Here is a 23,462-nt window from a genome sequence, read left to right on the forward strand (position 1 = left end):
CCTTTCAGGCCACCACCGCCTGCGGCGGGCCGCCGGGATGCGGCAGCAGTGTCATTTCGATGCCGTAGAGGTGGCGCAGCACCGCCGGGTCGAGCATCGCCTCGGGCGGGCCGTCAAAGGCGACCCGCCCCGCCTTCAGCGCCACGATCCGGTCGGCGTGGCGCGCGGCGAGGTTGATGTCGTGCAGGACGGTGATGACATGCCGCCCCGCCGCGCGGCTGAGCCGGTGCAGGAGCGCCATCACCTCGTAGGCATGCGCAAGATCGAGCGCGGCCGTGGGCTCGTCCAGCAGCAGCACGGGCGCCTCCTGCGCCAGCAGCATCGCGATCCAGGCGCGCTGTCGCTCGCCGCCCGAGGCGGTATCGACCAGATGATCGGCCAGCCCCTCGCAGCCGGTGTCGCGCATCGCCTGCGCGATCACCGCGTGATCGGCGGGCCCCATCCGCCCCAGCGCGCCGCGCCAGGCGAAGCGGCCCAGACCCGCCAGATCACGCACGCTGAGCCCCGCCACGGGCGGCAGGCGCTGCGGCAGGTAGGAGACGCGCCGCGCCAGTTGCTTTTGCCGGTAGCGGTCGAGCGCCTGCCCCTCCAGCGTGATCCGGCCCGCATCGGGGCGCATCTGCCGGGCCAAGAGCGCCATCAGCGTGGACTTGCCAGAGCCGTTATGCCCAAGGATCACGGTCACCCCTTCGGCCCCGAGCGTCAGCCGGTCGATCCGCAGGATCTCGCGCCCGTCGCGGGCGACGCTCAGGCCCTCAAGGTCAAACATGGGCCTGCCACTCCTCCCGGCTGAGTGCGATTCGGGTGGCGCGGTCGCGCCTCGGGCAGGTCGTGCAGAGGAAATCCGGCACGGCGCGGTATTCCAGGCAGCAGGAGCGGCGGCAGAGCCACAGCCCCTCGGAGCCGTCATCGAGGGGCATCGACTCGAGCGCGCTCAGGCCATCAAGGTCGAGCGCGGCGAGCCAGTCCGTCGCCGCCGCTTGCGTGGCGGCAACCGGGGCAAGGCCCAGCATGGCGCGGCGGTGGAGCACGCCGAGCACCCGGTCGGCCAATTGCCGCCGCGCCAGTTCCGGGCGCAGGCGCACGCGCTGCGACAGAGCCTCGAGACTGGCGGCGGTGCAGCGGCTCAGGTGCGTGGCGGCCAGGCGGCGCACATCCCCGGACGGTTGCGGCACCTGCCGCAGATGACAGCCGAAGGGTGGCACCATGCGATAGGCGGCCTGATCCACCGCCGCCGCGCGCCCCTCGGCCTCGGCACAGAGCACGGCGATCAGGACGGGTTGCCAGATGATCACGTTCCAGGCCCGCATCGCCACATGGGCCGGGCCGCCGCCGGGGCCGATCCCGGCGATCACCTGCCCGATCCGATCCGCGTCACGGGCAGGCACAGCGGCTGCCCCTGCGTCGCACAAGGCATAGCCCGGCAAAACCGCGTGAAGCTCCCGCGCCAGGCGCGGAAGCCGCAAGGAGAGCGACAGGCCCTCGCATCCCATCTCAGAACCGCCGGGTATATCCGAGTGACACCGTCCGCCCCGGCGCACGCGCAAAGGCAAAGGACGAGTCGTAGGCCTGGTTGATCACCGGCGTGTAGTCGTTGTTGAAGATGTTCTCGATCCCCATTTCGACCGTGCCGCCCGCAACCTCGTGGATTTCACCGGACAGATCGAAGACGAGATAATCGTCGATATCACGGGTTCCGCCGAACTGCGTGCTGTTCACGTCCCGGTTCGCGGAATAGAGCGCCTGCAGCCGGGCGTTCCATTTGTCGCTCGGCGCATAGGCGGCATAGGCGGTGATCTTGGCCGGTGCGATCCGGGTGCTGGGCAGATCCTCTTCGAAACTGCCGTCGCCGTCGAGATCGACCTCGCCCTCCATCCAGGTGAAGGTGCCGCCGACGGAAAGCGTATCGGTGGCATAGACATCGAGCGTCGCCTCGACCCCCCAGATTTGCTCGGGCTGCTTCACGATATTGAGGTTCTGGTCAAAGGTCGTGCCGTTGTCGGATTCGTTGAAGAATGCGGCGATGGTCCCGTCCCAGCGATTCTGCCGTGTCCGGAGGCCGATCTCGTAATTGTCGGTCTTCTGCGCCTCGGATTTGGCCTCGCTCGTGGTTGCGAAGGTATTGTCGGTGATCGAGCGCCCGATATCGGCGACGGTGAACCCTTGCGAGAACCCGGCATAGAGATCGGTGCGGTCGGTGAGGAACAGCGTGCCGCTGAGATTGAACAGCGTCTCGTCGAATTCCAGCGTGCCGCCGGGCACGAAGGTGCCGTCGGCGCGGGTGAAATCGCTCACCTCCACGTCAATGATCTCGTGGCGCACGCCGCCGCTCAGCTTGGCAATGTCGCCCAGCGGCACGTCGAGTTGCACGAACCCGGCATAGGCGTCCTGCTCGAGGAAGGGATCGGTGTTCGGCGCATCGGTCGAGGTCTGCTCGGTCTCGTCATGCAGGTAATCGAACCCCCAGATGACATCGAACCCCGCACCGGCCAGATTGACCGGCGTCTCGACGGTCAGTCGGCTGCCCAGCTTCTCGGATGCGATGCGGGTCTGCGGGAAACCGGGAAACTTGCTGAACACCACATCGAGATCGGCATGGTAAAGCTGCAGATCGACGCTGCTGCCCAGCAGGTCGTCATGGGTGTAGGTGAAGCTGATATTGCGGTTCTCGGTGCCGGGATCGACCGGGTTGAAGTTGCCGGGCAGCGCCGGGGTCTTGGTGTCGGTGTCGGGATCGCCGGCAAAGCTGAGCCCGGCGAAATCGCTGTCCTGCTGCATGTCGTAATAGAGCGTGCTGACCTCGAGCCGCTGATCCTCGGTCAGCTGATAGCCCAGCTTGAGCATCAGGTTTGCGGTGTCGCTGTCGGCGATACCGCCCTGCGCGCCGGTCGGGTCGGCCGGGATACGGTCGCCATCGGCATCGAAGCGCCCGCCGCGTTGCAGGAACGAGCCGCTGAACACGTAGTCGAGCCTGCCGGTCCGCCCGGAGGCGTTGATATTCGTCTCCCAGTTGAAGGAGTCGTCCATATGCTCGGTCGAGAAACTGAGCCCGGCCCCGACCTCGAGGTTGAATTCGCCGTCCTCGGGGCGCTTGGTGATGATATTGACCAGACCGCCGGTGGCACCAAAGCCATACATCGCGGTGCCGCCGCGGATGATCTCGACCTGTTCGATGGCCTCGGGGCTGATCGAATTGAGCGAGCGCCGCCCGTCGCGCAGCGGCGTCGATTGCGGCACGCCGTCGATCAGCGTCAGGAACGGCCGTCCGCGCAGGGTCTGGCCGAAATCGGTGTTGGCCTCGGTGCTCTGGCTGAAGCCGGGCACCTGTTTAGACAGGATATCGGCGATGTTGTTGTCGACCCGGCGCTGCTCCTGCAGCGTAGCGCGATCGACCACGCTGACCGAGCGGGTGGTCTCGTCGACCGGTGTCTCCGTGCGGTTCGCCGACTCGAGCATGAGGGTGCCCAGTTTAACGGTTTCGTCTTCATTCGTCGTCTGCGCGATGGCCGGAAACGCAGTCAACGCAGCCAGGCAGACGGCCAAGGGCCGCTGTAGTTCCATTTCTTGATCCCCCGATCATGATCGTTCATTTTCTTGTCGATGCAATTGCCTGGCGCATGCTGGGGGATTGCGGTTCGGCCCTGATAAGTAAGTTGACCAATAGAGTCAACCACTCGAAAGGCTAGGAAATCGCCCGCCGAGAGGGGTGCGCAAGGCGGTCGTGGCGATGCGCCTGCGCAGATGTTTCGACGCCCACAGTCGGGCGTTTATGCCGGTTGCGGTTCACCATGGTTCTGAGGTTGCCCGCCATCACGATCCGCCATTGTAAACAGAACTGTACCCGACGAACGTCCAGCATGCCCTGTTTGAAGGGGCTTTGGTTTCACCGGATGAGTGGAGGAAAGGGTGAGAGGTTGGACAACGACCCAAGCGTGGCTCGTTACGGCTGCTTCCTTCCGGATCTGACCGGGTTGGCGAGGTGCCTGCCCGCGCCAACCTCTCACCGGGACAGATAGGCCGCCTTGAAGGGATTCGCAAGGGAAGGCTGCGATGCGGTTCGCGCCAGTGACAGGTGCAGGCGGAGAAAGCCGCGCTCGTTGGTTCCGGCATCGACGGCACCGAGCGCCGCGATTTCCGGCGCGTGGGCGCGCAGGCCCGGCCCGGTCTCGATCTCGACCGTGGCGCGGGGCAGGGGGGCAAAGCGCCATGTGTCGCGCGCCATGGGCACCAGCGTGCCGCGACGCGCCACATGATCGACGATCAGATCGCTGATAGGGCGGCTGCTGTGGTGCACCCGACCGCGCGCGGCGAGCGCGGCAAACGGCCCGCCGCCCCAGGCGCGATAGCTGTTGGTGGCGATGGCGAAGCGGTCGCTGTCCTTCACCGGCTGCCCGGCATGCTCCAGATCGCGGATCCGTCGGGCCATGGGTGCGACAAGTTTTCCGTGAAGGTCATAGCGCGCCGGTTCCGAGAGGTCGATGCTGTAGCTGAGCCCGTCGATCACGTCGAAATCATGCCCCGGCACGCGCGGATCGAGCAGCGGCTGCGGTGCGGTGCCCGCAGTGATCCGGTTGAAACAGATCGCCGCGCGTTCCAGCCAGTCGCGCAGTTCCGCGCCGGTCACGATCAGCCCGCAGAGCGTGTTGGGAAAGCCGTAGAGATCGGCAATGTTGCGCAGCCGCAGCGGCCCGGCGGGGATATCGGTATAGTGATCGCCCCCGCCGCGCCCGCCGGTCTTGAACGGGGCCGAGGCCGAGAGCACCGGCAGATCGGCATGCGGGGTGTCGCGCAGCGCCTCGGCCAGCACCGTGCGTTGCGCGTCATTGACGAGTTGCGTGGCCGAATCGTTGCGCAGCAGCGCGAGATAGCTGTGCAGCGGCGCGGTGGTCGCGCCGATCACGCGATCCGTCAGGCGGATCGTGTGGGCATGCGCCCGCGCAAGCGCCCGGGTGACGTCCCTGTGGGGCGGGGCGTCTTGCGCCGGGATCAGCGCCGCGCGATGCCGCGCGATGCGCCAGGCGCCATCCTGCCGCGCGAGTTCGAGATCGAGCTGCCCCAGATGCGAGCCGCCGAAGCCCGCATTGAGGCACGGCGTGCCGTGCAGCGTGGCCCGTTCGAGATCGGCCCCCGGCGTGCCCGCGTGATCCGGGCCGGGAAAGCGGCGGTGGCAATGCCCGGCCAGCACCGCGTCGATCCCCGGCAGTTGCGCCAGCGCCCGGGCCGCGTTTTCCATCATCGGGGTCTCGGGGCCCTGCTCGATGCCGCTATGGGCGAGGGCGATCACCAAGTCGGCCCCCTGCGCGCGCATCACCGGGATCCAGGCGCGCGCCGTCTCGACCATGTCGCGCGCCTGCACTCGGCCCGACAGATGGGCGTGATCCCAGGTGGTGATCTGCGGCGGGGTCAGCCCGATCAGCCCGATGCGCAGCGCATGGCGCGTGCCGTCGCGGTCGCGCAGCCCGCGCTCGAGCAAGAGGTAGGGGGGCATCAGGGTCTCGTCTTCGGTGGGGTCATCGCCCATCCGCGTCACCGCATTGGCGCAGGTCAGCGGGAATTGCGCCGCGCGCAGTGTCTCGCGGAGCCAGTCGAGGCCGAAATTGAACTCGTGATTGCCGAGAGTGGCGGCGTCATAACCCATCAGGTTCATGGTCCGCAGCACCGGATGCGGCCCGCGCCAGCCCTGACCGGGCTGCGCCGTCATGTCGCTGAGCGCGGTGCCTTGCAGGAAATCGCCGTTGTCGAGCAGAAGGCAGTTTTCCTCGCCGATTGCGGCCCGCGCGCGCTCAACCAGTGTGGCGATGCGGGCGAGCCCGTGGGGCCGGTTGCCCGCGTGGGTGAAATAGTCGAAGGGCAGGATATGGCCATGCACATCTGTGGTCACCAGGATGCGCAGCGTCACGGTTGGCGGCGCGTCGTCGGGCGCGGTCCGGGTGGATGGGGTCCTAGTCAAAGTGAAACGGCTACATTGTTCAACATGCGTGGGGCGGATCGAAACGCGCAAGGCCACAGTCCTTCAGGCAGATCCCATGGTTGTACTGTATGAGTTTAAATGCAGAAATTTCAATACACCCAGGGTTGAACTTATCGTGTTCGCCCGCTCTTGGCACAGGGCGCGCAGCATGAGATCGGCTTGCCTTCCCCGGCCTGGCCGTGAAAGTAAGGCGCGGCACAGGGGCAGGAGAACGGGATGCGACGGGCAGAGCGGGTGACATTCGGGGGATCGGGTCTGGACCGTGCGGACGAGTTGCGCGGCGATGCGGAGGCGATTGCGGCGGCGATGGCCGAGGGGCGGGCGCGCTCGGTCGTGCTCTGGCGGGGCAAGCCGCTGCTGGCCGCCGGGACGCTGGATCGCTTGATCTATGTGGCCGCCGATCATCCGGTGCTGGCGCGCTATCATGTTCCCCCGATCCTTCTGGGCCGTGACGAGAGCGGTGAATTGCTGCTTGCGCATGACATTTCCGCCTGGGTGCCGCCGGGGCTTGCGCCCGATCAGCTCGATACATTTCTGGACGCGACCGAGCAGGTTCATCCCGACCTGCCGGAGGGCAGCGCCTTTGCCGAATTGCGCCGGGTGATGTCGCATCTGGGCCCGCGCGAGGCAGAGCTTGCGGCCACCGCCAAGGCGGTCTTCGGCTGGCATGTCACGCATCGGTTCTGCGCGCGATGCGGCAACGAAAGCCGGATGATCCGGGCCGGGTGGCAGCGCGCCTGCGACCATTGTGGCGGGCAGCATTTCCCGCGCACCGATCCGGTGGTCATCATGTTGATCACACATGGTAACTCGGTGCTGATGGGGCGTTCGCCCGGTTGGCCCGAGGGGATGTACTCGCTGCTGGCGGGCTTTATCGAGCCGGGTGAGACGATCGAGGCCGCCGTGCGCCGCGAGGTCTGGGAAGAGGCGGGCGTGCGGGTGGGGCATGTCGGCTATCTGGCAAGCCAGCCCTGGCCGTTTCCGGCGTCCTTGATGTTTGGCTGTCACGGTGAGGCGCTGAGCCATGAGATCACCATCGACCCGCATGAGATCGAGGATGCCCGCTGGATGACGCGGGAGGAGGTTCTGGCCGCCTTCGCCGGTGAAAACCCGGATGTCCTGCCCGCCCGAAAAGGGGCGATCGCGCATTTCCTGTTGCAGAACTGGCTTGCCGATACGCTGGATTGAGGCGACACTGCGCCCGAGGTTCAGGTCGTCACGAGGCAGGCAGGTAGATAGCGCATGCAGTTCAGCAGCAAGGAAGACATCGAGGCACCGATAGACGCGGTTTTTCGGGAAATCACCGATTTTCAGGCTTTCGAGCGGTCAGCGCTGCGGCGTGGCGCCGAGGTGCAGCGCACGGACGCGCTCGACGCCCCGGCTGTCGGGATGAGCTGGCACGCGCGCTTCATGCTGCGCGGGCGCAAGCGCGAGATGGATATCGAACTGGTGGAATATGACCCGCCCAACGGCATCGGGCTGGAGGCACGCTCGCCCGGCGTTCTGGGGCGCATGCGGGTCGATCTGGTGGCGCTGTCGCGTGGGCGTACACGCCTCTCGGTCGATCTGGTGCTGGAGCCGCGCAGCATTTCCGGTCGGCTGATGGTGCAATCGCTCAAGCTGGCGCGCGCCAATCTGACCAAGCGGTTTCGGCTGCGCGTGGCGGATTACGCCGTGGATCTCGAAGAGCGGTTCAAGCGCAACGCCTGAGGGCTTGCGTCACGCGGGATAGATCCCCCACCAGCGCAGGGTGTGCCGCAGGTGGTCGCGGATCTCGGCCTCTGTTCGCGCGCTGTCCCCGGCCTCCATCGCGTCGAGGATCGCGAGATGTTCGCGCATCGCCGAGGCGATCCGGTCGGCGAGAAAGGGGCGGCTGTTCTGGATGATGGCGATGCGGTCGCGGTTCTCGGCATAGAGGCGGCGGGCAAGCGTCGAGCCAAGCCCGCCTGCGAGCGCGTCGTGCAGGGACAGGTCTGTCGTGATCGCGTGGCGCGGCAGGTCAGCGGTGATGGCGGCACCGGCGGCGTCGCGCAGGCGTTCATGCGCGGCGCGCAGCGGCGCGAGCGGAAACGGCGCGCCGGTTTCGATGATCCGCCGCGCGCCCTCGCAATCGAACATGGCGCGCAATTCGAGGCATTCGCGGGTGGTCTTCGGCCCGGCATCCATCACCGTGATCCCGCGCTTGGGCAGGATGCGGAGCAGGCCGCTCGCCTCGGCGCGTTTGACGGCCTCGCGGGTGGCGGCCATCGGCAGGCCGAGATCCGCGACCAGCATCGGCATCGACAGGAAACTGCCGCCGGGCAGACGGCCATCGCGCAGGCGGTCCAGCAGCGCCTGATGGGCCTGATCAGTCAGGCCCTCGCCGCCGTTCGAAACTGGAGCAGCCGTGGCGGAGGAGACTTGAGTATCTTGCAATCCTTGAAAGTCCTTTTTCAATTCGGGCATTATCACAGGGTAACATAGCATCTAACATTTCAGATACAATATCAGACGCGCGATCTCAGCCGCCAGTCAAACACGTGCGATGAGCAACATCGCCATGCGCGGCCATAACAGGGAGTTTTGAGATGCAGACGATGACACTCGACGGACAGGCCGCGCAGGGCGGCGACGACACTCTCGACCCGGTAACGCCCGATCAGAAGACCTGGGGCTGGTTCGCCATCTTCAACGTCTGGGCCAATGATATCCAGTCGCTCTTTGGCTACTCATTGGTCGCCTCGCTGTTCATTTCCTATGGGGTGAGCGGCTGGACGGCGTTTGCCGCGCTGATCTGTGCGGGGCTGTTCGTGATGTTCCTGGTGAACCTTTCGGGGGCGGCGGGCGAGAAATACGGCATTCCCTATCCGGTCTTCGCGCGTGCCAGCATGGGCACGGCGGGGGCGATGCTGCCGGCGGTGCTGCGCTCTACGGTGGCGGTGTTCTGGTACGGGGTGCAGGTCTATTTCGCCTCGACCGCGCTGGCGCTGCTGATCCGGTCGGTGACCGGCATCACCGGCGGGACAGAGGTTCTGGGGCTGACCGGCATCGACTGGCTCTCGTTCGTGCTGGTCTGGGCGTTTCACATCGTGATCTTCTGGCGCGGCATGGGTTGGGTCGAGACCTTTCTCAACATCGCCGGGCCCTTCGTCTATCTGGTGATGATCGGCCTTCTGGCCGTGCTGTGGGTGAAATCCGATGGCCAGCTTTTGTCGCAGGCGCAGACGATCTTTGCCAATCCGGACGCGACCTGGGCCACGGAGTTCAACGGGTTTATCGCGATCATCGGTACGATGGTGGCCTATTTCGCCGCCGTGATGATCAATTTCAGCGATTTCTCGCGCTACGCACGGGACAAGCGCGCGATGGTCGTGGGCAACCTCGTGGGGCTGCCGTTCAACATGATCCTGTTTTCGGCGCTGGCATTGCTGACCACGGCGGGCGCGGCGGTGGTCTATGGCGAGGCGATCATCAACCCGACCGAGATCGTGGGGCGCACCGACAGTGTGCTTCTGGGTGTCATCGCGGCGATCACCTTTTTCGCGGCCACGGTGGGCATCAACCTTGTGGCCAATTTCATCCCGGCGGTGAACGGCATCGCCAGCCTTGCGCCCTCCAAGATCGGGTTCCGCAAGGCGGGGCTGATCACCTCGGTCTTTGCCCTCGTGATCGGCGGGTTCTGGACCAGCTTCATCAGCGAATTCGGGATCAGCGGCTTCGTCAACACGCTGGGCGCGACGCTGGCCCCGATCTACGGGATCATGATCGTGGATTACTACCTGCTGCGCAAGGAGGCGCTGAAGCGCGATGATCTTTATGACATGGAGGGCGGCACCTATCACTATAGCGGCGGCTGGAACCGCAATGCGCTGCTGGCTTTCGGGATCGCGGCGGTGTTTTCGGTGGCGACGGTCTGGGTGCCTGCGTTGAGCCAGCTTGCGGGCTATGCCTGGGTGATCGGGGCCATTCTGGGCGGGATCATCTACTTTGTCCGCTGTCGGGCGTCACATCTGGTGTGAGGCGAGCGCGAGACACCTGCGAAGCCCGGCCCCGTGCCGGGCTTCGTCTTTTTGGCGTCAGTTTTCCTCGTGGCGTCGCGGATCGGCAGGATAGACCCCGAGAATGGTGATGTCCGAGGTGAAGTAATCCAGCTCATCGAGCGCGCGTGCGACAGCGGGATCGTCCGGATGGCCCTCGATATCGGCGTAGAACTGCACGACGTTGAAATTGCCGCCGATCATGTAGCTTTCCAGCTTGGTCATGTTGACGCCATTGGTGGCAAAGCCGCCAAGCGCCTTGTAGAGCCCTGCCGGGATCGAGCGCAGGCGAAACACCAGCGTCGTCATCATCCCGTTCTCGCCGCGCTCTGCAAAATCGGGCTCGCGCGCCATCACCAGAAAGCGGGTGGTGTTGGTGCCCTCGTCCTCGATATGCCGGGCGACGACCTCGAGGCCGTAGATATCGCCTGCCAGTTCGCTGGCGAGTGCTGCCAGTTCCGGGCGGCCCTCTTCGGCCACGTGGCGGGCCGATCCGGCGGTGTCGGCGCCGGTCACGCGGTGGATGCCGTGGCGCTCCAGAAAGGCGCGGCACTGGCCCAGAAGCATGGTGTGGCTCATCGCCTCTTCGATCTGGTCGAGACGCACGCCGGGCAGGGCAAGCAGGTTGATATGCACCCGCACAAAGGCCTCACCCACGATATGCAGCCCCGATTCGGGCAGCAGGTGGTGGATGTCGGCGACCCGGCCGAAGGTCGAGTTTTCGACCGGCAGCATGGCCAGATCCGCGCGTCCCTCGCGCACCGCCGCGATCGCGTCCTCGAAGGTGCGGCAGGGCAGCGGCTCCATCCCCGGATATGTCTCGACGCAGGCCTGATGCGAATAGGCGCCCGGCTCTCCCTGAAAGGCGATGCGGTTTGTCATGCGGTTTTTCCGTAATTTCGGCCCGGAAGGGCGTTTGGTCGCGGAAACTACACCTTGCGCGGCGGTAGGGGAAGCGGATAGATACGCGCCCAAGCGACAGAGCAAACGGAAGCGAGCCAATGTTCGACACAATGACACTGACCAAGACCGCCGGGGCGTTTTGCGGGGCCCTGCTCATTTTCCTGTTGGGTAACTGGGCGGCCGAGTCGATCTATTCCATGGGCGGCGGGCACGGTGAGGATCACGCGCAGGGCTACGTGATCGACACCGGCGGAGACGCGGCCGAAGAAGAGGTCGCCGACGAAGCGCCTGACATGGCCGCGATCTTTGCCTCGGCAGATGCCTCCAAGGGCGAGCGCGTGTTCAACAAGTGCAAGGCCTGCCACCAGGTCGAGGACGGCGCGAACGGGGTTGGCCCGCATCTCTATGACGTGGTCGGCCGCGATGTCGGGTCTGTCGACGGGTTCAGCTATTCCGGCGCGCTGAGCGAGGCGGCGGATGTCTGGACCGCCGAGAACCTCTATGCCTTTCTCGAAAATCCGGCAGGCTACGCGCCGGGCACCAGCATGGGCTTTGCCGGTCTGGGCAAGTCCGCGGATCGCGCCGACGTGATCGCCTATCTCGACCAGTCAGATGGTGAGACCGATATAGCTATCGAAGCCTCCGCCGAAGCCCCCGCAGAGGACGCTGCGGCAGAGCAAACGTCTGCTGAAGAGGCCCCGGCTGAAGAGGCCGGCACCGAGGAAGCCTCCACTGAGGAACCGGCGACCGAGGAAGCCCCCGCAGAGGAAGCGCCTGCAGAGGAAGCGCCCGCAGAGGAAGCTCCGGCAGAGGACGCGGCGACCGAGGAAGCCCCTGCAGAGGAAACAGCTGCCGAGGAAGCGCCGGCTGAAGAGGCCGCCACCGAGGAGACCCAAAGCGCGGATGCAGGCGGGTCAGAATTCGCCGCCATGGTTGCCTCCGCCGATGCGGGCCAGGGCGAGAAACTCTTCCGCCGTTGCCAGGCCTGCCACAAGCTTGAGGATGGCGCGAACGGGGTCGGGCCGCATCTCTATGGTGTCGTGGGCCGCGACATCGCCGGGGTTGAGGGGTTCAACTATTCCGACGCGCTCAAGGGCATCGACGGGGCATGGACGCTCGACCAACTCAGCGCCTGGATCGCAAACCCGCGCGAATTCGCACCGGGCAACCGGATGGGCTTTGCCGGTCTCAAGGACGAGCAGGACCGCGCCGACCTGATGGCCTATCTCCAGACCATCGGCAACTGAGCCCCGTATCCTGTCACGATCATGGCCGCTGCCCGGACGGGTGGCGGCCTTTTTCATGGGCCACGGCTATCGGCGCTTGAACAAGCTGCCCCCCCTCCTTAGCTTGCCGGGGACGGATCAAGCGCCAGATACAGAATAGCTGCGACAGCAGGAGGATGACATGACCGGACAGCACCCCCCGGCCAAGGCCCCGAGTTTCGACATTTTCGCGATCTGGCGCGGCGTGGTCCTGCTCACGGGGCTGTGCATCGCGGCGCTCATGGCGCAGGCGGCCATTGCGGATGAGCATGAAAAGGTCATCACCTCGCATGGCTATTCGTTCTTCGGCGATCTGAAATATCCCGCCGATTACGAGCATTTCGATTACGTGAACCCGGACGCGCCCAAGGGCGGTGAAATCTCGCTCTATGCCCCCGGCACCTTCGATTCGATGAACCCCTATTCGCGCAAGGGGCGCGCCGGGCGGCTGTCGTGGATGGTCTATGAGAGCTTGCTCGGTGGGTCCGAGGCGACCGGAGAGCCGCTGCCGGGGGATCGTTATAACGAAAGTTACGGGCTGTTGGCCGAACGCCTCGAATATGACGAGGGCAAGACCTGGGTGATTTTCCATATGCGCCCCGAGGCGCGGTTTGCCGATGGCACGCCGGTCACCGCGCATGACGTGGTGTTCTCGCATAACCTCTTTCTGGAACAGGGGCTGCGCTCGTATGCCGAGGCGGTCAAGCGGCGGGTGTTGAGCGCCGAGGCGCTGGATGATCACCGGGTAAAGTTCACCTTTGCCGAGGGCATCTCGCGCCGCTCGCTGATTGATCAGGTCGGTGGCACGCCGGTGTTTCCGCGCAAGTGGTATGAGGAAAACGACGCGCGGCTCGATGAGCCGCGGCTGGAGGCGGCCCCGGGCTCTGGTCCGTATCAGGTCAAAAGCTCGGAGGTGAACCGCAATATCGTCTATGAGCGCAACCCCGATTACTGGGGCTGGCACCTGCCGATCAACAAGGGGCGGCACAATTTCGACCGCATCCGGATCGAGTATTTCGCCGATGACAATGCCGCCTTCGAGGCGTTCAAGGCGGGGATTTACACCTTCCGCCCCGAGGGCAATTCGAAGACATGGGCGACGGGCTATGACTTTCCGGCGGCTAATAAGGGATATGTGGTGAAAGAGGAGTTGCCCGACGGGCTGCCGCCGACGCCTTCGGGCTTTGTCTTCAACCTCGGGCGCGAGGTGTTGCAGGACAAGCGGGTGCGGCAGGCGATTGCACTCGGCTTCAATTTCGAATGGACCAACCAATCGCTGCAATACGGCCTCTTCAAGCAGCGCCATTCCTTCGTGCAGGACACGCCCTTGCAGGCCGAGGGCGTGCCGGAGGGGGCGGAACTGGAGTTGTTGCAATCGCTTGGTGATCTGGTGCCGCAAGAGATGCTGACCGAGCCTGCGGTGATGGCGCATTCCTCTGATGGTGACCGGCTCAACGACCGGCGCAACCTGCGCCGGGCGATGAAACTGCTGGACGAGGCGGGCTGGCCCGTGAGTGACGACGGCAAGCGGCGCAATGCGGATGGCGAATTGCTGAGCATCGAGATCCCGATTTCGGCCTCAGGCTCTGCCACCATGTCGGCGGTGGTCGAAAGCTTTGTGTCGAACCTGCAACTGATGGGCATCGACGCGCGCTTCGACAAGATCGACGCGGCGCAGTACACTGCCCGCGAGCGCGACCGCGACTATGACCTGATCTTTGACAGCTACATCGCCTTTCTGGAGGCGGGCACCGGCCTGCATCAGCGCTATGGCAGCAAGGAAGCCGAGTTCAGCCTGTTCAACCCGGCGGGGCTGGCGAGCCCGATGGTCGATGCGATCATCGACCGCGCGCTCGAGTCGGGCAGCAAGGAAGAGCAGGACGTCGCATTGACCGCGCTCGACCGGGCGCTGCGCTACGAGTTCTTCATGATCCCGACATGGTATCTCGACAAGAGCTGGGTCGCCTATTGGGACATGTACGACTATCCCGAGCCGTTGCCCGCCTATGCGACCGGCGTGCTGGATTTCTGGTGGTATGACGAAGAGAAGGCGCAGGCGCTGAAAGACGCGGGCGCGCTTTGATCTGGGAGATCCACTGAGATGGGGGCCTATATCCTGCGGCGGCTGTTGCTGATCGTGCCGACGCTCTTTGGCATCATGGTGATCAACTTTGCGCTGGTGCAATTCGTGCCGGGCGGTCCGGTCGAGCAGATGATCGCCAACATGCAGGGGCAGGGCAATGTCTTCGAGAGTTTCTCGGGCTCCGGCTCTGACGCCGGGCAGGACATGGGCGGTGGTGCAGGCGGTAACGAGCAATATGTTGGCGCGCGCGGCTTGCCGCCGGAATTGATTGCCGAGTTGGAAGAGCAATTCGGCCTCGACAAGCCGCCGTTGGAGCGGTTCGTCAACATGATGTGGAACTACATGCGCTTCGATTTCGGCGAGAGCTATTTCCGCAAGATCGACGTGCTGGATCTGGTGCTGGAGAAGATGCCGGTCTCGATCACACTTGGCCTGTGGTCGACTGTCATCGCCTATCTGGTGTCGATCCCCCTGGGCATCCGCAAGGCGGTGCAGGACGGATCAAGGTTCGATACATGGACCAGCGGGCTCATTATCGTGGCCTATGCGATCCCGGCGTTTCTGTTTGCGATCATGCTGCTGGTGCTGTTCGCGGGGGGCAGTTACTTTCAGATCTTCCCGCTGCGCGGTCTCAGCTCGGACAATTTCGAGCAGTTGAGCCTGTTTGGTAAAATCGCCGATTACCTCTGGCATATCGCCCTGCCGGTCATCGCCTCAACGATTTCGGCCTTTGCGACGCTGACGCTGCTGACCAAGAACAGCTTTCTCGACGAGATCAAGAAGCACTACGTGATGACCGCCCGCGCCAAGGGGCTGGGCGAGCGCCGGGTGCTCTATGGCCATGTGTTCCGCAACGCCATGCTGATCGTGATCGCGGGCTTTCCGGCGGTGTTCATCGGGGTGTTCTTCGGTGGCTCGGTGCTGATCGAAACGATCTTTTCGCTCGATGGGCTGGGGCGGCTGGGGTTTGAGGCTGCGGTGGGGCGCGATTACCCGGTGATGTTCGGCACGCTGTTCCTGTTTGGCCTGATCGGCCTGATCGTCGGTATCCTGTCGGATCTGATGTATGTGCTGGTCGATCCCAGGATTGATTTCGAGAAGCGGGAGGGCTGAGGTGATGGCGCGCGCCATATGGGGGCGCTGCCCCCGCCGCGCCTGCGGCGCGACTCCGCCGGAGTACTTGCGGAACGGTGAAGGAGAGGCGTTGTGATCCGGCTGTCCCCTCTCAATCAGCGGCGCTGGCGCAATTTCCGGCGCAATGGGCGGGCCTTCTGGTCGCTGATCCTCTTTTCGGTGATCTTCACCGTCACGCTCTTTGCCGAGTTCGTGGCCAATGACAAACCGATCCTCGTGCAGTATCGCGGCGAGTTCTACGCGCCGATTTTCAGATTCTACCCGGAGACCGCCTTTGGCGGCGATTTCCAGACCGAGGCGATCTATCGCGACCCGGAGGTGCAATGCCTGATCGCGAGCGGCGGGATGGATATCTGTTTCGACGACCCCGAAGGCGTGATTGCGGATGCCGAGGATGGGGTGGTTGACGGCGAAGAGATCGTGACGGGCTGGGCGATCTGGCCACCCATTCCCTATAGCTACGACACCACCGTGGACCGGCCCGGGGCCGCGCCCCTGCCGCCCAATGAGCAGAACTGGCTTGGCACCGATGACACCAAGCGCGACGTGCTGGCGCGGGTGATCTACGGGTTCCGGCTGTCGGTGATGTTCACCCTGATCGTGACGCTGCTGTCGTCGGTGATCGGAGTTTTGGCAGGCGCGGTGCAGGGCTATTTCGGCGGGCGCACCGACCTCATCTTTCAGCGGATCATCGAGATCTGGGCCTCGACCCCGCAGCTTTACGTGATCATCATCCTGTTCGCGATCCTGCCGCGCAGTTTCTGGTTGTTGGTGGTGATCACCGTGCTGTTTGGCTGGATGGCACTGGTGGGCGTGGTGCGGGCAGAGTTCCTGCGTGCGCGCAATCTCGAATATGTGCGGGCGGCCAAGGCGCTGGGCGTCGGCAACATCACCATCATGTTCCGCCACATGCTGCCCAATGCGATGGTGGCGACGCTCACCATGCTGCCGTTTGTCATCACCGGCACGATCTCGCTGCTGGCGGGGCTGGATTTCCTGGGCTTCGGGCTGCCGTCCTCCTCGCCCTCGCTGGGGGAATTGACGTTGCAGGCCAAGCAGAACCTGCAAGCCCCGTGGCTGGCCTTCACCGCGTTTTTCGCCTTTGCCATCATGCTGTCGCTGCTGGTCTTCATCTTCGAGGGCGTGCGCGACGCGTTCGATCCCAGAAAGACGTTTGAATGAGTGTGCTGACGGTCAGTGATCTGCGGGTGAGTTTCCGGCAGGACGGGCAATTGATCCCGGCGGTCAAGGGCGTCTCGTTCAGCGTCGACCGGGGTGAGACGGTGGCGCTGGTGGGCGAGTCTGGCTCGGGCAAATCGGTCACGGCACTCTCGACCGTGTCGCTCTTGGGGGCCTCGGCGGAGGTTACGGGCAGCGTCACCTATGCGGGCCAGGAGATGATCGGCGCGGATGACAAGCGCCTGCGGCAGGTGCGCGGCAACGATATCAGCTTTATCTTCCAAGAGCCGATGACCTCGCTCAACCCGCTGCACACGCTGGAAAAGCAGCTGCGCGAGAGCCTTGAGTTGCATCAGGCGTTGACCGGCGATGCGGCGCGCGCGCGGATCGTGGAACTGCTGGAGCGGGTCGGCATCCGCGATGCGGCAAGCCGTCTCGGGGCCTATCCGCATCAGCTCTCGGGCGGGCAGCGGCAGCGGGTGATGATCGCCATGGCGCTGGCCAACAAGCCCGACATCCTGATCGCGGATGAGCCGACAACCGCGCTCGACGTGACCATTCAGGCGCAGATTCTGGAACTGCTGGCCAATCTCAAGCGCGACGAGGGGATGGGGCTGCTCTTCATCACCCATGATCTGGGCATCGTGCGACGCATCGCCGACAAGGTCTGCGTGATGAAGGATGGCGAGATCGTCGAGGCGGGCAGGGTCGACGAGGTCTTTGCCGCGCCGACGCACGACTATACGCGCAAACTGCTGGGCGCGCAGGCTGTGGGAGTGCCCGCGCCGGTGCCCGAGGGCGCGCAGGTGGTGGCGGAAACACGGGATCTGCGCGTGTGGTTTCCCATTCAGAAGGGTTTTCTCAAGCGTACCGTCGGCCATGTGAAGGCCGTCAATGCCGCCACGCTGACGGTGCGGGCGGGCGAGACGCTGGGGATCGTGGGCGAATCCGGGTCGGGCAAGACCACGCTGGCGCTGGCGATCATGCGGCTCATTGCCTCGGAAGGTGCGATCCGCTTTGCCGGCGAGGATGTCCATGGCTGGTCGACGCGGGAATTGCGTAAGCGACGCGCCGAAATGCAGATCGTCTTTCAGGACCCGTTCGGCAGCCTGTCGCCGCGCATGACCTGTGCGCAGATCATCGCCGAGGGGTTGGGCGTGCATGGCAATCCGGGCGGGCGGCCGCAGCGCGAACTTGTTGCCGAGGTGATGGAGGAGGTGGGTCTCAACCCCGCCACGATGGACCGGTATCCGCATGAGTTTTCCGGCGGTCAGCGGCAGCGCATCGCCATCGCCCGCGCCATGATCCTGCGGCCCAAGCTGGTGGTTCTGGACGAGCCGACAAGTGCGCTCGACATGACCGTGCAGGTGCAGATCGTCGACCTGCTGCGCGATTTGCAGGTGAAATACGGGCTGGCCTATCTTTTCATCAGCCATGACCTGCACGTGGTGCGCGCCATGAGCCACCGGGTGCTGGTGATGAAAGATGGCGATGTCGTGGAGGCGGGCGAGGCCGAGACGCTCTTTACAGCGCCGCAGACCGAGTACGCGCGCACCCTGCTGGCGGCATCGCTGGAGGGACGGGCCGAGGCAACTGACGCTGCACAAGCGACGCAGGAGAGGTGATCGCACGCACGCGACCGCGGTCACATCCGTTCACGTTCCGCCCATCTGCTCTGGCAAGACCCGCGTCGGCCCCCATCTCGGTTGGGCAACAGCATTATCAGGAGGTCACCATGTCCCGCCAAAAGACGATCACAGGCCGCACCCGCCCTACCTTGCTGCGCCGCCGCCCCGTCCCCTGGCATTTCGATGACTGGGCCGCCATCTGACGCGACCGCAAGGCCACAGTTGGCTGTGCGCAATGCCCGTTAACCGGTTTTGATTTTTGCGCCCTTGTATCATCCCGGTATAATTACGACATCCCGTACAGGAGGTTTGCCCATGATCCATCGACGCCATTTCCTCGCCACTGGCCTCGCCGCCGCTGCCCCCGCCCTTGTGCCGGGGCTTGCACGGGCCTTTGAACTCGATCCGAGATTCGCGCCGCAGGAGGTGCGTTTTGATCCGGTCTATCAGACCGGTCAGCTTATCGTGCTGCCGCGGGCGCATTTCCTCTATTTCGTCACCGCACCGGGCCGTGCGCGCCGCTATGGCGTGGGGGTGGGCCGTGCCGGGCTCGAATTCACCGGCACCGCCACCATCGACGTCAAGAAGGAATGGCCGACATGGCGGCCCACCGATGAGATGATCGAACGCGAGCCGCAGACCTATGACCGCTTCAAAGGCAACGATTATGTGCAACCCGGCGGCCCCGAGAATCCGCTCGGCTCGCGGGCGCTTTATCTGTTCCAGAACGGTGTCGACACCTATTACCGGATCCACGGCACCAACCAGCCGTCCTCGATCGGGCGCTCGGTCTCGAATGGCTGCATCCGGATGATCAACGCGCATGTGCAGGACCTCTATCAGCGCGTCCCGATCGGCACGGTGGTGACTGTCCTTTGAGACAGAAGTCTCTCGGGGGCGGGCGGTTTGCTGCCCCCGGACTTGGCCGAAACCTGCCGCGTTTTCACAAGTTGCAACACTGCGGATTTGATGTGACTTGATTTTGGAATTCTCCAACCCCATAATTCGAGACGCGACGTTACCACTATCGACCATCTGCTCCTTTACGGCTCAGTCACTCGATCTTGCACGACAGAGCCGGGCTGCCGCACTCCTGCGGGCAGCAAAAACCGAAGGAGATCAGAACGATGGCTTCTGGCACCGTGAAATGGTTCAATTCCACCAAAGGCTACGGCTTCATCGCGCCCGATGGCGGCGGCAAGGACGTGTTCGTCCACATTTCCGCCGTTGAGCGCGCCGGTCTGACCGGTCTGGCCGACGACCAGAAAGTGAATTTCGACATCGAAGCCGGCCGCGACGGCCGCGAATCAGCGTCCAACATCACCCTCGCCTAAAGCGTTGAAAGTGATAACGGAATTGGGCCCCGCGCGGGCCCTTTTTCATTGCGCGGCGGCGATCAACTCGGCCACATGCGGCCCCAATGCCTCGACGATCCGCCGCACGCCTTCGGCATTGGGATGAATGCCGTCGGGCTGAAAATAGCGCTGCAACGCCGCCGGGTCGCCCTCACCCAGCCCGGCAAAGAAATCCGGCGCCAGCATCGCGTCGTAAGCCTCTGACAACTCGGGGTAAATCGCGTCGAACTCGGCCTTGTAACCGGCCCCGTAATTGCCCGGTGCGGCCATCAGCACCAGCAAGACCTCGACCTCCCTGGCTTCGGCCACCTGTAGAATTGTCTCGATGTTCCCGCGACTTACCGCAGGGTCGATGCCCCGCAACAGATCATTGCCGCCAAGGGTCACGATCATCGCGTCCACCTCGGGCGTCAGGCTCCAGCCCACCCGCGCGGCGCCGCCCGCCGTGGTGTCCCCGGATACGCCACCGTTGATCAGGTCGGCCTCAACCCCCTGATCTTGCAGCCAATTCCGCATCTGCGGGACAAAGCCGTCTTCCTCGGGCAACCCGTAGCCCTGGGTCAGGCTGTCCCCCAATGCCAAAACCGTGACCGGTTCTGCCGCGCTTGCCGGGCTGACAAGCGCGCCGATCACGGCTAAGACCTTGCCCATCCCCCGCAGGGTCCCATATGTCAAAAAACCCTTTTCAATCAGGCGCAAACGCATGAACTCTCCTCTTCTGTCCCTTTCCGATGCCTCGCTCGCACTGGAGGGGAATACCGGTCTCGTCCGGATACTCCACGGGATCACGCTGGATGTCCACCGGGGCGAGAGTGTCGGGCTGGTCGGCCCGTCGGGCTCCGGCAAATCTTCGCTGCTGATGCTGATGGGCGGGCTGGAGCGCGCCACCGGCGGCACCGTCCGCGCACTCGATCACGATCTTGGCGCGCTGACCGAGGATCAACTGGCTCGCCTGCGCCGCGACAATTTCGGCATCGTCTTTCAATCTTTTCACCTCATCCCCACGATGACCGCGCTGGAAAATGTCGCGACGCCGCTTGAACTTGCGGGCGCGCCCGATGCCGATGCCCGCGCGCTTGAGGAACTCACCGGCGTCGGGCTCGCGGACCGCGCCGGGCATTACCCTTCGCAGCTTTCGGGCGGCGAACAGCAGCGCGTGGCGCTTGCCCGCGCCGCAGCACCACGCCCGGCGATCATCCTGGCCGATGAGCCAACCGGCAACCTCGATAGCAGCACCGGCGAGACGATCATCGAGTTGCTGTTCGGGCTGCGCGACCGCCACGGCGCGACGCTGGTTCTGGTGACCCATGATGCCGATCTTGCCACGCGCTGCGACCGGGTCATCAGCCTGCGCGACGGGCGCATCGAGGGCACCGCATGAGTGTGAGAACAGCGGCGAATTTCGCCCGGCGCGAGCTGCGCGGCGGCCTGCGCGGGTTTCGCATCTTCCTCGCCTGCGTGATCCTCGGCGTGGCCGCCATCGCCGCCGTCGGCACCCTGCGCGAGAGCGTGCGCGCGGGGCTCGCCGATCAGGGGGCGGCGCTTCTGGGGGGCGATGCGGAACTCGAACTGACCTATCGTTTCGCCACCGAGGCCGAGCGCGACTGGATGGAGGGCGCGGCCCTCGACGTCTCGGAGATCGCCGATTTCCGCTCCATGGCGCTCGGGCCGGACGGCACGCGCGAACTGACGCAGGTCAAGGCAGTCGATGGTGCCTATCCCCTTGTCGGAGAGGTGGAACTATCCCCCGAGATGCCGCTCGAGGCGGCGCTTACCGGGGCGGAGGACCTGCCCGGCGCGGTGATGCAGCCGCTCCTGATCTCGCGTCTCGGGATCGAGATCGGCGATACGTTTCGCCTCGGCGAGCAGGAGTTTCGCCTGATGGCCGAACTGGTGCGCGAGCCCGACCCCTCGCGCGCGGGCTTCGGCCTCGGCCCCCGCACCATCGTCGCACGGCTCGCCCTCGACGGCTCCGGGCTTTTGTCGCCCGGCTCGCTCTTCACCTCGAAATACCGGCTGACCCTGCCCCCCGGTACTGATCTAGCCGCGATGGAGCGCCGCGTCACCGAGGAGCTTGACGGCAGCGGCTTTCGCTGGAACGACGCCCGCAACGCCAGCCCCCGCGTCGCTGAATTCGTCACCCGGCTCGGGGCCTTTCTCGTGCTCGTGGGGCTCTCGGGCCTCGCTGTGGGCGGCGTCGGCATCTCGGCGGCGCTGCGCAGCTATCTGGCGGGCAAGGTGCAGGTCATCGCCACCCTGCGCAGCCTCGGCGCGGATCAGCAGACGATCTTTCTGACATACTTCCTTCAGGTCGGCGCATTGGCCATCCTTGGCATCATCGGCGGGCTCATCCTGGGCGTCGGCCTGCCGGTCCTGCTCGGGCCGTTCATCGCCGCGCGCCTGCCGGTGCCCGCGGTCTTTGCCGTCTACCCCGCCCCGATGATCGAGGCGACGCTCTACAGCGTGCTCAGCGTGCTGATCTTCACTCTCTGGCCGCTTGCCCGGGCGCGCGAGGTGCGCGCGGCTGCGCTCTACCGCGAGGCGGCGGGCGCGCGTCATGGCTGGCCCGGCACGCCCTATGTCATTGCCACGCTGGCGCTTCTCGGTCTGCTGCTGGTGGCGGCGGCGCTCTTTTCCGGCAATCTGACGCTTACCCTCTGGACGGCGGGCGGGATCATCGGCGCGCTTTGCGCGTTGAGCCTCGCCGCCGTCGCCGTGCAAGGCGCCGCCCGCGCCCTGCGGCCCCGTCTGCGCGCCCGCCCCGCGCTTGGCTGGGCGCTTGGGGCGATCGGCGGGCCGAGCAGCACGGCGGCCCCGGTCATGCTCTCGCTCGGGCTTGGCCTGACGGTTCTGGCCGCCGTCGGACAGATCGACGGCAATCTGCGCCGCGCCATCGCCGGGGACCTGCCCGAGCGTGCGCCGTCCTTTTTCTTCGTGGATCTGCAAAAGGACCAGATGCCGTGGTTTCTCGACCGGCTGGAGACCGACCCAAGCGTCAGCCGCATCGACCACGCCCCGATGCTGCGCGGCATCATCAGCCGCATCAATGACCGCCCGGCGCGTGAGGTCGCGCCGGGGCATTGGGTGGTCGAGGGCGACCGCGCCATCAGCTATGCCGAGACCCTGCCCGAACGCACCACCCTCACCGCAGGCGACTGGTGGGGCAGCGACTACACCGGCGCGCCGCAACTCAGCTTCGCCGCCGAAGAGGCGGCGGAAATGGGCATTGGCCTCGGCGACGAGATCACTCTCAACATCCTCGGGCGCGACATCACCGCGCCCATCACTTCGCTGCGCGAGGTGGATTTCTCCAGCGTTGGGATGGGCTTTGTCATGCTGATGAACCCCTCCGCCCTTGCCGGTGCGCCGCATACCTTCATCGCCACGGTCTATGCCGACAGCCAGGCCGCCGAAGAGGTGATCCTGCGCGAGGTCACCGACCGCTACCCGAACGTGACCGCCATCAATGTGCGCGACGCGCTGATGCGGGTGACAGACCTTTTGGCCAGCCTCGTCTCGGCCACCTCATGGGGCGCCTCGGTGACGCTGCTCACGGGTTTTCTGGTGCTGATCGGGGCGGCGGCGGCGGATGCCCGCGCGCGCACCTATGAGGCCGCGATCCTCAAGACGCTTGGCGCAGCACGTGCGCAGATCCTGACCAGCATCGCGCTGCGCGCCATCCTGCTGGGCACAGCCGCAGGCGGCGTGGCGCTGGCGGCGGGCATAGGCGGGGGCTGGGCGGTCAGTCATTTCGTGATGGAGACGCCCTTCACGGTGATCTGGACCTCGGCGCTTGCCATCGTCGCGGGCGGCATCGCGGTCACGCTCATCGCCGGTCTCGCCTTTGCCCTGCGCCCGCTGCGCGCCCGCCCCGCCCGCATCCTGCGGGCCCGCGAATAGCGCCTTCTTTTTGGCAAAAATACTCTCG

19 protein-coding genes and 1 other RNA gene are annotated in these 23,462 nt (G+C 65.2%); 12 read left to right on the forward strand and 8 right to left on the reverse strand.

Features of this window, described 5'->3' with window-relative positions:
- Positions 1 to 4: 4 nt before the first annotated feature.
- The 5 genes from ACSSV4_RS05740 to ACSSV4_RS05760 form a co-directional block, all read right to left on the reverse strand.
- Complete coding sequence (locus ACSSV4_RS05740; protein ID WP_454274033.1) at positions 5 to 769, reverse strand: ABC transporter ATP-binding protein; 765 nt, start codon at positions 767 to 769, stop codon at positions 5 to 7.
- Positions 762 to 1,388 (reverse strand): hypothetical protein, encoded by a 627-nt coding sequence (locus tag ACSSV4_RS05745; protein WP_454274034.1) that lies wholly within the window; start codon positions 1,386 to 1,388, stop codon positions 762 to 764. The genes ACSSV4_RS05740 and ACSSV4_RS05745 overlap by 8 nt, the downstream gene beginning before the upstream one ends.
- A 106-nt stretch (positions 1,389 to 1,494) precedes the next feature.
- Positions 1,495 to 3,456 carry a TonB-dependent receptor gene (locus ACSSV4_RS05750; protein ID WP_454274035.1) on the reverse strand — a complete coding sequence of 654 codons (1,962 nt, stop codon included), beginning with the start codon at positions 3,454 to 3,456 and terminating at the stop codon, positions 1,495 to 1,497.
- A 448-nt stretch (positions 3,457 to 3,904) separates the two neighbouring features.
- An RNA gene (ffs, locus tag ACSSV4_RS05755) (signal recognition particle sRNA small type) lies at positions 3,905 to 4,003 on the reverse strand.
- Positions 4,001 to 5,950 carry a bifunctional 2',3'-cyclic-nucleotide 2'-phosphodiesterase/3'-nucleotidase gene (locus ACSSV4_RS05760; RefSeq protein WP_454274036.1) on the reverse strand — a complete coding sequence of 650 codons (1,950 nt, stop codon included), beginning with the start codon at positions 5,948 to 5,950 and terminating at the stop codon, positions 4,001 to 4,003. The genes ffs and ACSSV4_RS05760 overlap by 3 nt, the downstream gene beginning before the upstream one ends.
- A gap of 237 nt (positions 5,951 to 6,187) precedes the next feature.
- On the opposite strand from ACSSV4_RS05760, the gene nudC reads away from it, so the two are divergent.
- Both nudC and ACSSV4_RS05770 read left to right on the forward strand, forming a co-directional pair.
- On the forward strand, positions 6,188 to 7,159 hold the full coding sequence (nudC, locus tag ACSSV4_RS05765) for an NAD(+) diphosphatase (protein ID WP_454274037.1): 972 nt from the start codon (positions 6,188 to 6,190) through the stop codon (positions 7,157 to 7,159).
- A gap of 54 nt (positions 7,160 to 7,213) precedes the next feature.
- A complete protein-coding gene (locus ACSSV4_RS05770; protein WP_454274038.1) occupies positions 7,214 to 7,681 on the forward strand; it encodes an SRPBCC family protein in 468 nt (155 codons plus the stop codon).
- A 9-nt stretch (positions 7,682 to 7,690) separates the two neighbouring features.
- On the opposite strand, the gene ACSSV4_RS05775 is transcribed toward ACSSV4_RS05770, so the two are convergent.
- Positions 7,691 to 8,386 carry a GntR family transcriptional regulator gene (locus tag ACSSV4_RS05775; protein ID WP_454274039.1) on the reverse strand — a complete coding sequence of 232 codons (696 nt, stop codon included), beginning with the start codon at positions 8,384 to 8,386 and terminating at the stop codon, positions 7,691 to 7,693.
- Between the two features lie 152 nt (positions 8,387 to 8,538).
- On the opposite strand from ACSSV4_RS05775, the gene ACSSV4_RS05780 reads away from it, so the two are divergent.
- On the forward strand, positions 8,539 to 9,969 hold the full coding sequence (locus ACSSV4_RS05780) for an NCS1 family nucleobase:cation symporter-1 (RefSeq protein WP_454274040.1): 1,431 nt from the start codon (positions 8,539 to 8,541) through the stop codon (positions 9,967 to 9,969).
- Between the two features lie 57 nt (positions 9,970 to 10,026).
- Here ACSSV4_RS05780 and ACSSV4_RS05785 read toward each other — a convergent pair whose 3' ends face one another.
- Positions 10,027 to 10,869, reverse strand: a complete 843-nt coding sequence (locus tag ACSSV4_RS05785; RefSeq protein ID WP_454274041.1) for a prephenate dehydratase — start codon at positions 10,867 to 10,869, stop codon at positions 10,027 to 10,029.
- Positions 10,870 to 10,988: 119 nt separating this feature from the next.
- Between ACSSV4_RS05785 and ACSSV4_RS05790 the strand changes: the two genes are divergently transcribed.
- From ACSSV4_RS05790 to ACSSV4_RS05820, 7 genes are all read left to right on the forward strand, one after another.
- Entirely contained in the window at positions 10,989 to 12,137 is a 1,149-nt protein-coding gene (locus ACSSV4_RS05790) for a c-type cytochrome (protein ID WP_454274042.1), read from the forward strand.
- Between the two features lie 160 nt (positions 12,138 to 12,297).
- Positions 12,298 to 14,238, forward strand: a complete 1,941-nt coding sequence (locus ACSSV4_RS05795) for an extracellular solute-binding protein (protein WP_454274043.1) — start codon at positions 12,298 to 12,300, stop codon at positions 14,236 to 14,238.
- Between the two features lie 18 nt (positions 14,239 to 14,256).
- Complete coding sequence (locus ACSSV4_RS05800; RefSeq protein WP_454274044.1) at positions 14,257 to 15,351, forward strand: microcin C ABC transporter permease YejB; 1,095 nt, start codon at positions 14,257 to 14,259, stop codon at positions 15,349 to 15,351.
- Between the two features lie 96 nt (positions 15,352 to 15,447).
- Positions 15,448 to 16,554, forward strand: a complete 1,107-nt coding sequence (locus ACSSV4_RS05805; RefSeq protein ID WP_454274208.1) for an ABC transporter permease — start codon at positions 15,448 to 15,450, stop codon at positions 16,552 to 16,554.
- A complete protein-coding gene (locus ACSSV4_RS05810; RefSeq protein WP_454274045.1) occupies positions 16,551 to 18,176 on the forward strand; it encodes an ABC transporter ATP-binding protein in 1,626 nt (541 codons plus the stop codon). The genes ACSSV4_RS05805 and ACSSV4_RS05810 overlap by 4 nt, the downstream gene beginning before the upstream one ends.
- Before the next feature lie 318 nt (positions 18,177 to 18,494).
- Positions 18,495 to 19,058, forward strand: a complete 564-nt coding sequence (locus ACSSV4_RS05815; protein ID WP_454274046.1) for a L,D-transpeptidase — start codon at positions 18,495 to 18,497, stop codon at positions 19,056 to 19,058.
- A 248-nt stretch (positions 19,059 to 19,306) separates the two neighbouring features.
- Entirely contained in the window at positions 19,307 to 19,513 is a 207-nt protein-coding gene (locus ACSSV4_RS05820) for a cold-shock protein (RefSeq protein ID WP_050663055.1), read from the forward strand.
- Between the two features lie 45 nt (positions 19,514 to 19,558).
- On the opposite strand, the gene ACSSV4_RS05825 is transcribed toward ACSSV4_RS05820, so the two are convergent.
- Positions 19,559 to 20,185, reverse strand: a complete 627-nt coding sequence (locus tag ACSSV4_RS05825) for an arylesterase (RefSeq protein WP_454274047.1) — start codon at positions 20,183 to 20,185, stop codon at positions 19,559 to 19,561.
- A gap of 52 nt (positions 20,186 to 20,237) precedes the next feature.
- On the opposite strand from ACSSV4_RS05825, the gene ACSSV4_RS05830 reads away from it, so the two are divergent.
- Positions 20,238 to 20,915, forward strand: a complete 678-nt coding sequence (locus tag ACSSV4_RS05830; protein ID WP_454274048.1) for an ABC transporter ATP-binding protein — start codon at positions 20,238 to 20,240, stop codon at positions 20,913 to 20,915.
- Complete coding sequence (locus ACSSV4_RS05835) at positions 20,912 to 23,434, forward strand: ABC transporter permease (protein ID WP_454274049.1); 2,523 nt, start codon at positions 20,912 to 20,914, stop codon at positions 23,432 to 23,434. Before ACSSV4_RS05830 ends, ACSSV4_RS05835 begins: the two co-directional genes overlap by 4 nt.
- The last annotated feature ends 28 nt before the right edge of the window (positions 23,435 to 23,462 follow it).

This window comes from Roseovarius sp. MBR-154, from assembly GCF_053628595.1.

Coding starts and splice junctions, on each gene's coding strand:
- nudC (WP_454274037.1), top strand. CDS start 6,188: ATGCGACGGGCAGAGCGGGTGACATTCGGGGGATCGGGTCTGGACCGT.
- ACSSV4_RS05740 (WP_454274033.1), bottom strand. CDS start 769: ATGTTTGACCTTGAGGGCCTGAGCGTCGCCCGCGACGGGCGCGAGATC.
- ACSSV4_RS05785 (WP_454274041.1), bottom strand. CDS start 10,869: ATGACAAACCGCATCGCCTTTCAGGGAGAGCCGGGCGCCTATTCGCAT.
- ACSSV4_RS05810 (WP_454274045.1), top strand. CDS start 16,551: ATGAGTGTGCTGACGGTCAGTGATCTGCGGGTGAGTTTCCGGCAGGAC.
- ACSSV4_RS05835 (WP_454274049.1), top strand. CDS start 20,912: ATGAGTGTGAGAACAGCGGCGAATTTCGCCCGGCGCGAGCTGCGCGGC.
- ACSSV4_RS05830 (WP_454274048.1), top strand. CDS start 20,238: ATGAACTCTCCTCTTCTGTCCCTTTCCGATGCCTCGCTCGCACTGGAG.
- ACSSV4_RS05750 (WP_454274035.1), bottom strand. CDS start 3,456: ATGCTCGAGTCGGCGAACCGCACGGAGACACCGGTCGACGAGACCACC.
- ACSSV4_RS05815 (WP_454274046.1), top strand. CDS start 18,495: ATGATCCATCGACGCCATTTCCTCGCCACTGGCCTCGCCGCCGCTGCC.
- ACSSV4_RS05790 (WP_454274042.1), top strand. CDS start 10,989: ATGTTCGACACAATGACACTGACCAAGACCGCCGGGGCGTTTTGCGGG.
- ACSSV4_RS05770 (WP_454274038.1), top strand. CDS start 7,214: ATGCAGTTCAGCAGCAAGGAAGACATCGAGGCACCGATAGACGCGGTT.
- ACSSV4_RS05825 (WP_454274047.1), bottom strand. CDS start 20,185: ATGGGCAAGGTCTTAGCCGTGATCGGCGCGCTTGTCAGCCCGGCAAGC.
- ACSSV4_RS05795 (WP_454274043.1), top strand. CDS start 12,298: ATGACCGGACAGCACCCCCCGGCCAAGGCCCCGAGTTTCGACATTTTC.
- ACSSV4_RS05820 (WP_050663055.1), top strand. CDS start 19,307: ATGGCTTCTGGCACCGTGAAATGGTTCAATTCCACCAAAGGCTACGGC.
- ACSSV4_RS05800 (WP_454274044.1), top strand. CDS start 14,257: ATGGGGGCCTATATCCTGCGGCGGCTGTTGCTGATCGTGCCGACGCTC.
- ACSSV4_RS05780 (WP_454274040.1), top strand. CDS start 8,539: ATGCAGACGATGACACTCGACGGACAGGCCGCGCAGGGCGGCGACGAC.